The 14,135-nt window shown below is 36.8% G+C and carries 12 protein-coding genes; 10 read left to right on the forward strand and 2 right to left on the reverse strand.

Annotation, left to right across the window (positions count from 1 at the left end; genetic code table 11):
* The first annotated feature begins 105 nt into the window (after nt 1-105).
* From AQ616_RS08330 to AQ616_RS08370, 9 genes are all read left to right on the forward strand, one after another.
* Nucleotides 106-1,263 (forward strand): thiolase family protein, encoded by a 1,158-nt coding sequence (locus tag AQ616_RS08330; protein ID WP_069685528.1) that lies wholly within the window; start codon nt 106-108, stop codon nt 1,261-1,263.
* A gap of 14 nt (nt 1,264-1,277) precedes the next feature.
* The gene (locus tag AQ616_RS08335) at nt 1,278-2,399 is read left to right on the forward strand and encodes a CaiB/BaiF CoA transferase family protein (protein ID WP_069685529.1); all 1,122 of its coding nucleotides are present in this window, start codon (nt 1,278-1,280) and stop codon (nt 2,397-2,399) included.
* 58 nt (nt 2,400-2,457) lie between these two features.
* Nucleotides 2,458-4,071, forward strand: coding sequence for a long-chain fatty acid--CoA ligase (locus AQ616_RS08340; RefSeq protein WP_069685530.1), 1,614 nt, complete (start codon nt 2,458-2,460; stop codon nt 4,069-4,071).
* A gap of 291 nt (nt 4,072-4,362) precedes the next feature.
* Nucleotides 4,363-5,331, forward strand: coding sequence for an NAD(P)H-dependent flavin oxidoreductase (locus AQ616_RS08345; RefSeq protein WP_069685531.1), 969 nt, complete (start codon nt 4,363-4,365; stop codon nt 5,329-5,331).
* Between the two features lie 12 nt (nt 5,332-5,343).
* A complete protein-coding gene (locus AQ616_RS08350) occupies nt 5,344-6,126 on the forward strand; it encodes an enoyl-CoA hydratase/isomerase family protein (RefSeq protein ID WP_017797845.1) in 783 nt (260 codons plus the stop codon).
* Between the two features lie 15 nt (nt 6,127-6,141).
* The gene (locus AQ616_RS08355; RefSeq protein ID WP_069685532.1) at nt 6,142-7,308 is read left to right on the forward strand and encodes an acyl-CoA dehydrogenase family protein; all 1,167 of its coding nucleotides are present in this window, start codon (nt 6,142-6,144) and stop codon (nt 7,306-7,308) included.
* A 59-nt stretch (nt 7,309-7,367) separates the two neighbouring features.
* Nucleotides 7,368-8,960 carry a long-chain-fatty-acid--CoA ligase gene (locus AQ616_RS08360; protein WP_069685533.1) on the forward strand — a complete coding sequence of 531 codons (1,593 nt, stop codon included), beginning with the start codon at nt 7,368-7,370 and terminating at the stop codon, nt 8,958-8,960.
* Nucleotides 8,961-9,277: 317 nt separating this feature from the next.
* Nucleotides 9,278-10,219, forward strand: a complete 942-nt coding sequence (locus AQ616_RS08365; RefSeq protein WP_069685534.1) for an MBL fold metallo-hydrolase — start codon at nt 9,278-9,280, stop codon at nt 10,217-10,219.
* A 79-nt stretch (nt 10,220-10,298) separates the two neighbouring features.
* Entirely contained in the window at nt 10,299-11,126 is an 828-nt protein-coding gene (locus AQ616_RS08370; RefSeq protein ID WP_069685535.1) for an aldo/keto reductase, read from the forward strand.
* 279 nt (nt 11,127-11,405) lie between these two features.
* Here the strand turns inward: AQ616_RS08370 and AQ616_RS08375 are convergent, their stop codons facing one another.
* Together AQ616_RS08375 and AQ616_RS08380 are read right to left on the reverse strand one after the other, a co-directional pair.
* The gene (locus AQ616_RS08375) at nt 11,406-12,194 is read right to left on the reverse strand and encodes a Cof-type HAD-IIB family hydrolase (RefSeq protein WP_069685536.1); all 789 of its coding nucleotides are present in this window, start codon (nt 12,192-12,194) and stop codon (nt 11,406-11,408) included.
* A 61-nt stretch (nt 12,195-12,255) separates the two neighbouring features.
* The gene (locus AQ616_RS08380; protein ID WP_069685537.1) at nt 12,256-13,485 is read right to left on the reverse strand and encodes an MFS transporter; all 1,230 of its coding nucleotides are present in this window, start codon (nt 13,483-13,485) and stop codon (nt 12,256-12,258) included.
* Nucleotides 13,486-13,677: 192 nt separating this feature from the next.
* On the opposite strand from AQ616_RS08380, the gene AQ616_RS08385 reads away from it, so the two are divergent.
* A complete protein-coding gene (locus tag AQ616_RS08385) occupies nt 13,678-14,118 on the forward strand; it encodes a putative periplasmic lipoprotein (RefSeq protein WP_069685538.1) in 441 nt (146 codons plus the stop codon).
* Nucleotides 14,119-14,135 lie beyond the last annotated feature (17 nt).

A 14,135-nucleotide genomic window follows, 5' to 3' on the forward strand; every position in this document is an offset into this window, starting at 1 on the left:
AATCGATAGTGTCTGAAAAGCAACATACAAAATGCGCCCCTTTTTAGGGGGCGACAATGGTCTTTCTCTTGAGATAGTGAAAAACATTTAAAAGGAGGAGTTCGTTTGCGTGAAGCAGTAATAGTAGAAGCGGTTCGTACACCAGTTGGAAAACGAAACGGTTCACTTAGTGAAATTAGAGCAGAAGACTTGGCAGCAATGCCGTTAAAAGAGTTAATAAATCGTACTGGATTGGATTCAGGATTAATTGAAGACGTCATTATGGGTTGCGTCACTCAGAGCGGAGAACAAGCTTTTGATATTGGTAGACAAGCAGCCTTAATCGCAGGATACCCGATAGAAGTTCCTGGTACTACGATTGATCGGCAATGTGGTTCGAGTCAACAAGCTATTCATTTTGCAGCACAGGCAATTTTAAGTGGAGACATGGATATAGTTGTCGCTGCTGGAATAGAAAGTATGTCGCGTGTTCCTATGGGATCAAACCAACAGGGAGTAAAGCTAAGTAAATCATTAACTTCGAAATACGACATTATTAATCAAGGATTGTCTGCAGAGAGGATTGCAAAGCAATGGAATATTTCCAGAGAAGAAATGGATTCATTCGCTTTAGAAAGCCATCAAAAAGCAATTAAAGCAAGAAAAAAAGGTTATTTTTCCGAACAAATTATGTCTGTAGAAATCACAAGAGCTGACGGAACAAAAGTGATCTTAGATACAGATGAAGGACCAAGAGAAAATACTTCGATGGAAAAATTAGCTGGACTATCGTCGCCGTTTGAAGAGAATGGTAGTGTGACTGCTGGAAATGCGAGTCAAATTAGTGATGGTGCGGCTGCATTATTGATTATGTCCCGAGAAAAAGCAGAAGAACTGGGCTTAAAACCACGCTTTCGAATTATTGCGCGCTCTGTAATTGGATCAGACCCAACATTAATGCTTACTGGTCCTGTTCCAGCTACAAAAAAAGTGCTTGAAAAAGCGAAGTTAAAGTTAGAGGAAATTGATGTATTTGAAGTGAATGAAGCATTTGCTTCTGTACCATTGATGTGGTTGAAAGAGACTGGAGCGGATCCGAAGAAGCTGAATAAAGATGGAGGAGCGATTGCATTAGGACATCCACTTGGTGCTAGTGGTGCTCGATTAATGACTACCATGTTACATACACTGGAAAGAACAGGTAGGAAATATGGTCTTCTAACCATGTGTGAAGGGCATGGAATGGCAAACGCAACCATTATCGAAAGATTGGATGAATCATAAAGAGGAGGAGCAGTATGCCGTTATCCAATATAAGAGTATTAGATTTAACAAGGCTACTTCCTGGTCCATATTGTTCGATGATGCTAGCAGATTTTGGAGCGGAGGTAATCAAGATAGAACAACCGAATGGCGGTGATTATCTACGTAATTTTGATCCTAAATACGGAAATGAAGATAGTGTGCTTTTTCAGTCAATAAATAGAAACAAAAAGAGTGTTTGTCTAGATTTAAAAGATGAAGAGGATAAACAAAGCTTTTTAGAATTACTATCTAGTTCTGATATTTTAATAGAATCTTTTCGTCCAGGAGTAATGAAAAATCTTGGACTTGACTACGACACACTAAAAGAATATCAACCTAGTTTAATTTATTGTTCTCTAACTGGTTATGGCCAAACAGGACCGTATAAAGATAAAGCAGGACACGATATTAATTACTTAAGTACGGCAGGTATCCTTCAAATGATGAGCGATAACAGCAAAAAACCAGTATTACCATCTGTTCAAATTGCAGATATAGGAATGGGGGCTTATCCAGCATTAATCGGAATTTTAATGGCATATATTCATCGTCAGAATACTGGAGAAGGCCAGTATATTGATGTCTCCATGTTAGATGGGGCGGTTTCATGGCTGCATATGCTGTTACCTGCAACCTTTCACGGGCAGTCGGTGGACCGTGAGAAATCACTGCTTTACGGTGGTTACGCATGTTATCAAATATATGAGACGAAAGATCGACGCTATTTGTCCATGGGAGGATTAGAAGATAAATTTTGGTCAACGTTTTGTAGAGTTATAGGTAAATATGAGTTTATATCACAATTACATGCTTCACTTGAGATACAACGTGAAATGATTACATCTATCCAAAATATCATCAAGAAAAAAACATTAGATGAATGGATGATTTTATTTGATGGGGAAGAAGCATGTGTTACAGCATTACAAACCCTAGATGAACTAGTAGTAGATCCACATGTTTCTCACCGAGAGATGATTATTGATAAAGGAGGGATGAAACAAATCGGAATCCCAATTAAGATGTCAGAAACCCCAGGAGAAATCCGATCTAAGTCGCCCTCTCTTGGTGAGCATAATGAAGAACTATTAAACCCAGCAAGAACCATTAAATAAATCATTTTGATGCAGTTGTTTCCATCAATCTAAAAAAATAATGAAGGGGTAGATTGTTATGATGAACACACAATTAACTTTAGCATCGATGATTAAACATACGGAAAAATATTTTCCAAAGAAAGAAGTGATATCAAGAACGTTAGCTGGTGTACAGACGTTTACTTATGAAGAAACGATACAACGTATGAAACGCCTTGGCCATGCTTTAGAATCACTTGGTATTAAAAAAGGTGATAAAGTGGGTACATTTGCGTGGAATCACCATCGACATCTTGAAGCATATTTTGCTGTTCCGAGTATGGGAGCAATATTACACACAATAAATATTAGATTAGCTTCGGAAGATTTAGTTTATATTATCAACCATGCTGAAGATAAAGTGATTCTAGTTGATGAAGATCTATTGCCATTGATTGAAAGAGTGGAGGATCAATTAGAACATGTGGAAGCTTATATCGTTATGACAGACCGAGAAAATCTTCCTGAAACTAGCTTAAGTTCTGTCTATTCCTATGAATCACTATTAGAAAGAGCAAATGCGGAGTATGAATTTACTACGGAACTAAACGAACAAGATCCTGCAGGAATTTGTTATACATCAGGAACAACCGGAAAACCTAAAGGTGTTGTGTATACACATCGAGGTATTTACTTACACAGTATGGCTTTAGGAATGACAGATACAGTCGGATTATCAGAAATGGATACAACAATGCCAGTAGTACCGATGTTCCATGTGAACGCTTGGGGTATGCCATTTGCTGCTACTTGGTTTGGAGCAAAACAAGTATTACCTGGTCCAATGCCAACGCCCCAAGTCTTAGCTCAATTAATTGATGAATATAAAGTAACAACCACTGCTGGAGTTCCAACGATTTGGCTAGGGTTGCTAAAAGAATTAGAGTCAGGCAATTACTCGATGAAAAGTTTAAGAAACATTCTTTGTGGTGGATCTGCTGCTCCAAAGGGTATGATAAAAACATTTGAAACAAAGTATAATATACCATTTTTACATGCGTACGGGATGACAGAGACTTCACCTTTAGTTACAGTATCCAGATTAAAAAGTTATCAATTCAATATGGACGAGGAGGACCGACTTGAATTACGATCTAAACAAGGCATGGTCGTACCTGGCATTGAAGTTAGGGTTATTAACGAAAATGGAGATATTGCCCGAGACGGAGAAGATATGGGGGAATTGATAATTAGAGGTCCGTGGATTGCCAATCAATATTATAAAGATGATCGCAGTGGGGACGCATTTCACGATGGATGGCTACACACCGGTGATGTGGTCACTTTAGATGAAGAAGGTACCATTAAAATTGTAGATCGGACAAAAGATCTTATTAAAAGCGGAGGAGAATGGATTTCCTCTGTCGATTTAGAAAACGCTTTAATGGCACATGAAAATGTATTCGAAGCAGCCGTAGTAGCGATACCAGATCCTAAATGGCAAGAGCGCCCAGTTGCATGTGTGGTGTGTAAAGAAAATAAAGAACTAACAAAGGAAGATATATTGCAATTTTTACAACCTCAATTTGCAAAATTCTGGTTGCCAGATGAAGTGATATTCATGAAGGAAATTCCGAAAACATCTGTTGGTAAATTCCTAAAAAAAGCATTGAGAGATCAAGTAAAAGAAACGTTATCTATAAAAGATTAGTGAAAAATAATGAGTTAATTTCATAATTGCCAAGTTTTATAAATAATTAGGGAGAGTAAATATTAATATCCGGTTTTATAGGAAATACTTGGCTTTGATTGTAATGGAAGACGGCGACTACTGCAGGAATAGCGCGAGCCGAAGATCCACTTGAAAAGTGTTCTTCTTTTCAAGTTAGCTGAGGTCGTGCCTGCTAAAAAGCGTCCACTGTAATGGAAATCAAACAGAGCATTATATTCAGATTTCACACATACCCTTAATTGATTCAAGTATAAAAAAGGAGATTTAATTATGCAATTAACAGATATAAAGAATCAGATGACATTACCGATAATGATGGCGCCGATGTTTCTAATTTCAAATCCGAATATGGTGATTCGTGGATGTGAATCAGGGATAATTGGTACTTTTCCAGCATTGAATGCCCGCACTACGGATATTTTGGATGAGTGGATGACAGAAATTAATACAAAATTAGATGAGAAAAGAGCTGTTAATCCGAATAAAAAGATAGCACCTTGGGGGATTAATTTTATTAGTCATTCATCGAATAAACGGTTTTACGAGGATTTAAAGTTGATAGAAAAACATCAACCTCCAATTGTCATTACATCGTTAGGTGACCCATCTCCAGTAGTTTCAATTGTCCATTCATACGGTGGAATGGTACTCTCTGATGTAATCAATCTTAAATTTGCCAAAAAAGCCTTAGAAAAAGGAAGCGACGGATTAATTCTTGTTGCCAATGGTGCAGGTGGTCATGGTGGAACGTTAAATCCGTTTGCTTTTATTCAAGAAGTACGGACGTTCTTTAATGGACCGATTGCTTTAGCAGGAGCTATTTCACAAGGAGAGCAGGTGCTAGCTTCGCAAATATTAGGCGCTGATTTTGCTTATATAGGTACTCACTTTATTGCAACAGAAGAAAGTGGAGCAAATGAAGAATATCGTCAATCAACGATTGAGGCAACCAGTAAAGATATACTCTATACTCCTGCATTTAGTGGGATTCCAGCAAACTATTTAATACCTAGTATAGTTAAGTCAGGGCTCGACCCTAAAAAACTACCAAAAAAAGAGAAGATAGATTTCTCTGAGCTCGGAGATCCATCAATAAGAGCATGGAAAGACATCTGGGGGGCTGGTCAAGGTGTCGCAGGAACAACGAAAGTACAGTCAATTCAACAAGTAGTAGATGAACTACAGCAACAATATGAACAGGCAAAAAATAAAATGGGGATTGCTATTGAACAAAATTAAAGGGGTGAAAAAGTGACAATTTCGTCTGCTGTTCTTTATCAAAAAGAAAATCAAATAGCTTATATAGTAATGAATCGACCAGAAAAACGAAATGCATTATCAATAGAAATGGCGGAAGAATTAATAGCTGCACTACATCAGGCAGAGAAAGATCCTGAAGTAAAGGTAGTAATATTAACCGGTGAAGGAAAAGGCTTCTCTGCTGGTGGGGATTTACAAGTATTGCACACATTAAATAATTCCGCACAAATTATGAATTATATGAAGAAAGCATTGCAAATTATCCAAACGATGAAAGACTTAGATAAATATGTAATCAGTGCCGTGCATGGATTTGCAGCAGGAGCGGGATTTAGCATTGCAATTGCGGCAGACTTTATAGTAGCAAAGAAAGATGCTAGTTTTGCTTGTAGTTTTACAAATGTAGGGATTATTCCAGATTTAGGTCTGTTAAAAGGGCTCGCTGATAAACTACCAACAGCAGTTGCAAAAGAGTGGATTTCATCTGGGAGGCAAGTAACTGCACAAGAAGCTTATGAGCGAGGAATAGTAAACCGGGTAGTAGAAGGAGATCTATTAGAAGAAGCGACGGAATTTGCGCAATTTATTGTACATGGTCCGCCGTTAGCAAATCAATTTGTAAAGCACATGGTGAATCATGCTAGTGAATACAACCAGGATACGAATGATTTACAGGAATTAGCTGTGCAAACCTTACTTTTACAGTCAGAAGATAATAAAGAGGGGATTGCTGCCTTCTTTGAAAAAAGAAAACCTGCTTTTAAAGGGAAGTAAAAGGAGAGGACAGTAATGAATTTATCTATTTCTTCATCGGAACAAACAGAACTAGATTTGCTAAAACGTAGCGTGGAGACCTTTTGCAAACAGGAGGTCGCACCATATTATTCCACGTGGGAAGAAAAAGGAATGGTTCCAAGAGAATTTTGGAATAAGCTTGGAGAACAAGGATTTCTACTTGCAGAAGTACCAGAAGAATATGGAGGTCTTGGTGCTAGCTTTCTTTATTCCACAACAATAATAGAATCGTTTTGCCGACATGGATATAGCTCGATAGCAGCAAATCTATCAGTGCATGATACGATTCTTGCAAACTATTTCTTGCAATATGGAACCGAAGAACAAAAGAAATATTACTTGCCGAGAATGATTTCAGGTGAATTAGTTGGTGCAATCGCAATGACTGAGCCGGGTGCGGGGAGCGATCTTCAACGAATAAATACAACAGCCAATTTTGATGAAGGACTAAATGGATATGTATTAAATGGTTCGAAAACATTTATTACGAACGGTCAGCATTGTGATTTTGCAATTGTCGTAGCGAAAACGAAATCTGATGTAAAACCATCCAAAGGTATATCGTTATTTATCGTTGACACAAGGAAGAATGGTTTTACCAAAGGAAAGAATCTTGAAAAAATAGGATTACATGCTTGCGATACCTCTGAATTATATTTTGAAGATATTCTGCTAGATGATCGTGACATTCTCGGAGAAGTGAATCAAGGATTTTCCATTTTAATGAACGAATTGCCTCGTGAACGTTTAATTGTTGCAAATTGTGCCGTTGCTTGTATGGAAGGTGTACTTACTGACACGGTTACCTATGTGAAGGAAAGAGAGTTATTCGGAACAACCCTTGATCAATTCCAGCATACACAATTTACATTGGCTGAGTTGCAAACCAAAGTACGTGTCCAACGGTCTTTTGCCGATGAATGTACTACGAGGTGTATAGAAGGGAATTTAGACACTGCTACAGCTAGTATGGCAAAACTGAGTTGTACTGAAGTTCAAGGAGAAGTGATTGATCGTTGTCTGCAGTTATTTGGAGGATATGGATATATGCTAGAGTATCCTGTAGCCCGGGCTTATGCGGATGCTCGAGTCCAACGTATTTATGGTGGTACATCAGAAGTGATGAAGCTAATCATTAGTAGAGAATTGTTGTCAAAGTAATTGGCTGTTTTAAAGTGAGAAGTATGGAACAAATCTTACTATAAGGGAGTTGTTTGCAAATGCTAGCACCACTAACCCCACTAGATTGGAAACGGAGAGCAATTAAATATTATCCGGAAAAAATAGCTATCGTTGATGGAGACAAATCGTTTACGTATAAAGAATTTGGCCGCCGAGTTGATCAATTATCTAAAGGTTTACTCGATAAAGGTATTAAAGAAGGTGACCATGTCGCTGTGATGCTTCCGAATACACATTATATGCTGGAATGCTTCTATGGAATATGTCAGATTGGAGCAGTGATGGTTCCATTAAACTATCGTCTCTCAGCAAAAGATTTAAACTATATCATTAATCATAGTGATGCTAAGTTATTAATTGTTGATGAGGCATTCGCTGGTCCAATTGAAGATATTCAAAATAGTTTGACCTTAGAAGAAATTATTATTGTAGAAGTTGATGGAGAGAACACTTCCTTACAAGGGACACTTTATGAATCGTTCATACATCATGATAATGATAAGGTAGAATTACCAGTAGTAGAAATTGATGAAAATCAGTTAATGACGATTAATTATACGAGTGGTACGACATCGAATCCAAAAGGTGTCATGCTAACCCATCGTAGCAACTATATAAATGCAGCCAACTTTCTTTATCATATTAATGTTTCTCATGATGATCGCTATTTGCACACATTACCGATGTTTCATGCTAATGGTTGGGGAGGAGTTTGGGCAATAACTGCTGCAGGTGGTACGCATGTTTGTTTGCGCAAAGTGGACCCGTCATTAATATTAGATATATTTGAACAACGACAGATAACCATGCTGTGCGGGGCACCTACAGTGGTAAATATGTTGGTGAATGAGCCGAAAGCAAAACAATTAAATTTACAGTCGAAACTTAGGATGGCAACAGCTGGATCTCCTCCTGCAGCGGCATTAATTCAAAAAGCACAAGATATTCTAGGTTTAGAAATGATACATGTATATGGGCTAACAGAAACATCACCTTTTATCTTATATTGTGAATGGAAACAAGATTTTAATGACAAATCCACAGATAAACAAGCAACCATTAAAGCGAGACAGGGAATTGAGCTTGCGTTTAATGGTGAAACAACGGTCATTCGTCCAGATGGAGAAGAAGTTGCCTGGAATGGTGAGGAGTTAGGGGAGATTGTCACTCGTGGAAATGTAGTGATGAGAGGTTATTATAAAGATGTGGAAAGAACCGATGCAGCGATGAAAGACGGATGGTTCCACACGGGTGATTTAGCTGTCATTCATTCAGATGGTTATATTGAAATTCGAGATCGAGCAAAGGATTTAATTATTTCTGGTGGAGAGAACATTTCATCTACAGAAGTGGAGGGAGTTCTTTATAAACATCCAGATGTATTAGAAGTAGCAGTAATTGCAATTCCTGATGAAAAGTGGGGAGAAGTACCTTTAGCAATTATTGTTCCACAGCCAAATTCAACTATGATAGAAGAGGAAGTCATATCGTATTGTCGGGAGAATCTTGCTCACTTTAAAGCTCCAAAAAAAGTTGAATTTGTTGAAGAATTACCAAAAACAGCTACAGGAAAGCTACAAAAATTCCGTTTAAGAGAGTTATACTGGGAGAGAGCAAAGAGAGTAAATTAATGTAGCGTTTTGAAGCTGAAAAGTTGATAACTTGGAGAGAGTTAAGTAACTAGATTTTTTGTTCGATAGAGGTTGGGAGAAAAGTATTTACCTAATAGATGAGAGTAGATTTGAAAACCTATTCAGAAACATACTGCGCTTATCCTAAGGCGGCTGTGAGCCCCCGAATGCTTATTACCGGGGTTTCACCTATGCCTTGCTCTCAGCGGATTCTCCGTGTATTTCTTGTTCTTATTCTAGCTATCATCCGTTTTTTGACCATCTCCCAATCTCTTCTTCATATATCCATCAACAGCTTAGTGAAGGAAGGGATTTGTTTGTTAGATCAGCTTGGAATTAAAAAAGTAACCTTAGATTTACCATTTCGATTAAATCATGTAAATTGTTTTATCGGAGAAACAGATTATGGCGTGAAAGTGATGGATACAGGACTACATCGTAACCAAACTGTACAACGTTGGAATGAAGAACTTCGAGGAAAGCATGTTTCCGATATTATCATTACTCATTATCATCCAGATCATTTTGGATATGCAGGGGGATTGCAACAACAAACGGGAGCAAATTTATGGATGACAGAGGTTGATGAGCGTGCAGCATTATCCTCTTGGGAAAAACCATTTCTGCAACAGTTAAATGATAATTATGAATTAGCTGGTATCCCGAAAGAAATAGCATCGCAATTAGCGGATAACACATCATCTTTTTATCCATATGTAACTCCGTATCCAACTGTTCATGGGCACTTAAAAGAAGGAGAACAAATTCAGTTCGGTACATATGAGTATGAAATTATTTATACGCCAGGTCATTCAGATGGATTAGTAACCTTTTATAACCAAGAGAAAAATGTCCTTTTATCAACAGATCATATTTTACCAAAGATTACCCCAAATATCTCATATTGGTTTCATGGTGAGGCAAACCCATTAAAAAATTATTTAGCTTCACTAGAAAAGATTAAAAAGTTACAAGTAGAATGGGTGATTCCTTCTCATGGTAATCCGTTCCCAGATGCCAATAAACGAATTGAAGAAATAAAATCACATCATGAAGATCGACTATCCTATTTATTGGAAGAGATAAAAGTAGAAACTACCGTTTATGAAGCAACCGACAAACTGTTTCCAAAAAAACTGTCTGTACATGATTCCCGATTTGCTGTTGGTGAGACAATTGCCCACTTAGAATATTTAAGAATAGCAGGAGAGTGTACCAAAGAGTTAATTAATGGAGTCTATCGATATAGAGCAAACTAAATATTGAATGTCAATATATTTAAGAAAAAAAGGTATTTCATGTATGATGGTAGTAACAATGAATATGGAGGTGCGCTACATGATTAAGCATTTACAGGATACATTTACATTAAATAATGGAGTAGAAATGCCAGGATTCGGTTTAGGAGTTTATAAAGTTGAGGACGGATCAGTTGCAGAAGAGGCAGTGAGAACAGCTTTGGAAAATGGATACCGCAGTATTGATACTGCTTCCTTCTATGATAATGAAAAAGGAGTAGGGGAGGGGATCAAAAATTCTGGGATTCCTCGTGACGATGTTTTTCTTACTTCTAAAGTATGGAATGATGAGCAAGGATATACTTCTACCAAACAGGCATTTCAAAGAAGTATAGATAAATTAGGAACTGATTATTTGGATTTATATTTAATCCATTGGCCAGTGAAAGATACTTTTGTAGAAACATGGAAGGCGATGGAAGAACTCTATCGTGAAGGCAAAGTAAGAGCCATTGGTGTAAGTAATTTCCATGTACAACATCTAGAAAAGTTATTTGCGAATGCTGAAATTATTCCAGCAGTGAATCAGGTTGAATTTCACCCGCATCTAACACAAGAAGGATTACGTGCATTTTGTCATCAACATAATATTCAACTAGAAGCTTGGTCTCCGTTGAAAAGAGGGCAATTGTTAGAAGAGGATATTATTCAAACAATAGCTAAGAAATATGGTAAATCTGCAGCACAGGTTATTCTACGTTGGGATATTCAGCATGATGTGATTACGATACCTAAATCAATTACAAAAGAAAGAATAATAGCGAATGCGGATATCTTTGATTTTTCTTTAACAGATGAAGAAATGAACCAGATTGATGCGATGAATCAAAATGATCGTTCTGGTAGTAATCCAGATAGTTTTGATTGATATAGCAAGGAATTGTCCTATGTATTACCGAAACAATTATTAAGCAGCTCTAAAAACGCAAAACAGAAATAAAAGCCCATAAAGCTTCTTCATAATACATAGCTACCTAGGCATCAATTGTAGTCTTTTATTTTATCAGTACTATCAGGAGAGAATTTCTTTTAAGAGTGTATCCATGTCAGAGTTAGAGATGACTGGTAAGTACGTATAATTTTTTATCGCAGGAGAAAATCCCCTTGCTATTAGTTTAAATTCTAATTGCAAGGGTCTAATTTTTAATTATATTAATCCAACCATTTTTAATCCATGTAATATTCCATCTTTGTCTACGTCTTTAGTAATATAACTTGCTGCCGCCTTTGCTTCTGGTTGCCCATTCCCCATAGCTACACTGTTTTGGATTTCTGTAAGCATTTCGATATCATTAAGACCATCACCAAATGCATATTGTCTTTCAACAGGATAGTCCGAGTAAGCTAATAATTGTTTGATCCCATTTGCTTTAGACCCGTTTGCTGGCAATATATCTACGGATTTATCATGCCAACGAACAAATTGAAAATCATTAAACGATTTTTCATATTGTTTTTCTTCTCCAGCTGTATTAAATAAAAGTGCTTGATATATTTCCCTGCCTTTATAAAAAGCTGGATCATGAGTAGGATAATGTGCTGATTTTAAGCTTTTAATACTTTCTTGAATATAATCATGGTCTTCTGGTACATTCGCTTTCATGGATTCATGATTCATAAACACAATTGGATGATCACGATCAAGTGCGAACTGAGTAAGATTTTCTAAGGAACTTGCTTTTAGTGGATTTGCATAAATAACATTACCTTCATATACAACATATTGACCGTTATAACAGACGTACGTTTCAATCTCCAGTTCTTTTCGTATATCTTCAAACATAAATGGTGCTCGACCAGTAGCAATCGCAACCTCATGTCCAAGATTTTTTAATTGAAATATTGCGTCCTTTGTTGATGGCGGTAATATTTTATCTCCTTCAGTTAGAAGTGTTCCATCAATATCAAAAAATATAATACCTGATTCTTTAACCATTATATCCCTCTATTCTTAACGATGTCATACGACTCTATTATGGAGAAAGTAATAATAGTATTCAACTTATATTACTTTGTACGTTTTCTATTTCTAATTCAAGCCTGCGAAATACAATCCAAAAAATGGCTAAAGTTATCATTAAAAAACTAGCAAAAATGTACACTGCAGAAAGTGGCAAATACATTAAAATTATGAATGAAACCATCGGACCTAATGCTGAACCAACATCTACAACTACCGTATGAGCGGTCATCATTTTAACACGATCCGTACGAACGGCAGCACGAGCCGCGAGTGTGTCTGTGGTAGTGGTAAATATTGTTGATAATAATTGGAATAAGAATATAAATAAAATTAACATTGCAATGGAAGAAGTATATGCCATTGCTGATAATAGAATAGATCCACCAATTAGCGGGACAAGAATAATTGGATAAATGAGAGTACGCTGATCGATCATTTTACCGATGGCTGGAGCAATAAATGGGTCCCATGCCCATCTGATAGCTTGCATAGTACCAGCTAACGTAGCTACTCCTAGAATAATAGTTCCTATTTGTATTGGACGTTGATATACATTTTCTAGTAAAGGACTGATAGTTGAATTAAATAATCCCATAATAATAAAGCCTTGGGTAATCCCTGTAGCTAGAACGAGTACAGTGAAAGGAGTCAGCCATTTTGTTTTTTGGACTGAAATAGGAGCGGGAGAATCTTGTTTCTCACCTCTATTAGGAGGGACCGCAAACCAAGCCACTGGTATTGCTAGTAAACTAATAATGGAAAATAACATAGTTACAAATAGAATAGAAGTTTGATCGACTAAGAATCCTCCTGCTAACATACCGGTAAGACCACCTAATCCCCATAATCCATTATACAACCCCATATGCCATCCACGATTATTATCAGTTGTTACATCTATGACTGTTAAAAATCCTCCTAATCTTATAAACGACCAGGCTACTCCCCATAAAGCCCGCATAATAACAAGCATCCAAAATCCTTCAAAGATACCATAAGATAATGTGGTAATTACGGCAAGAATGAGTGCAATAAAAACGCCTGTCCTCAGTTGGAAATGTTTATAAAAAAAGCCCACTAATGGATTTAATGGCAATCGAATAAAACGATTAATCGATAACAATACTCCAATTTGCCATATTTCCGTAAGTCCAAAATCTTGCCAAAATAACGGGAGCACGATAAATAACATGGCATCACCCATAACCGCAACCCCCGTAATAATGGCAATCCATGCAACCTTACTACGAGAAGAAAAATTCATGAAGTTAGCACCTTCCTACTATGTATGTATTTTCAGAAAATAACATTTTATTATAACACAATCTGTTAAAGATAGGAGTAGCAGTATCATAAATTTAGTTCTTATTTTCTATTATTTTTCGACTTTTAGTTTCACAAAATTCAACAAATCGCTTACAATCATACTAGAATGTTGTCAGTTAGGAGTTAAAAAATGAAAAAAATATTGCCAATTATCCTATGTATCCCGCTATTATTAGTAGGCTGCCTTAGTCCAACTTCCGTAAAGGTAGTAGCGGATGCATATGAAGCTGCAATTGTGGAAGACGATGAATTAGTTGCTAGATATTTTTCTGAGGAGTATTTGGCACAACATTCCGCTGAAGAACTAACACAAGAAATGGCGGAAGATGTAAGAAACCGCTATGGTGTAAACATGATGAATCTAAAAGAATTACGTAATAAAGAAATGCAAGATTCTTATTTAAAGGAAGTAGAAAAGCAGTATGGTAATGATGATTGGCATATTGTAGTGGCTCAAACGAATGATCAAGAAGTGGTTGTTTGGACGATAATTCGCGGTGAAGCAAGCTATATTCTTGTCAATAGTGATCGAATGAGTTTTGATAGATATAATGAAGAAGTTATTAGCTAAACTAAAGGAATGGAGAT

Source organism: Oceanobacillus sp. E9 (assembly GCF_001741975.1).
GTDB lineage: Bacteria > Bacillota > Bacilli > Bacillales > Amphibacillaceae > Oceanobacillus > Oceanobacillus kimchii.

Coding starts and splice junctions, on each gene's coding strand:
- AQ616_RS08335 (WP_069685529.1), top strand. CDS start 1,278: ATGCCGTTATCCAATATAAGAGTATTAGATTTAACAAGGCTACTTCCT.
- AQ616_RS08340 (WP_069685530.1), top strand. CDS start 2,458: ATGATGAACACACAATTAACTTTAGCATCGATGATTAAACATACGGAA.
- AQ616_RS08345 (WP_069685531.1), top strand. CDS start 4,363: ATGCAATTAACAGATATAAAGAATCAGATGACATTACCGATAATGATG.
- AQ616_RS08355 (WP_069685532.1), top strand. CDS start 6,142: ATGAATTTATCTATTTCTTCATCGGAACAAACAGAACTAGATTTGCTA.
- AQ616_RS08360 (WP_069685533.1), top strand. CDS start 7,368: ATGCTAGCACCACTAACCCCACTAGATTGGAAACGGAGAGCAATTAAA.
- AQ616_RS08370 (WP_069685535.1), top strand. CDS start 10,299: ATGATTAAGCATTTACAGGATACATTTACATTAAATAATGGAGTAGAA.
- AQ616_RS08375 (WP_069685536.1), bottom strand. CDS start 12,194: ATGGTTAAAGAATCAGGTATTATATTTTTTGATATTGATGGAACACTT.
- AQ616_RS08380 (WP_069685537.1), bottom strand. CDS start 13,485: ATGAATTTTTCTTCTCGTAGTAAGGTTGCATGGATTGCCATTATTACG.
- AQ616_RS08385 (WP_069685538.1), top strand. CDS start 13,678: ATGAAAAAAATATTGCCAATTATCCTATGTATCCCGCTATTATTAGTA.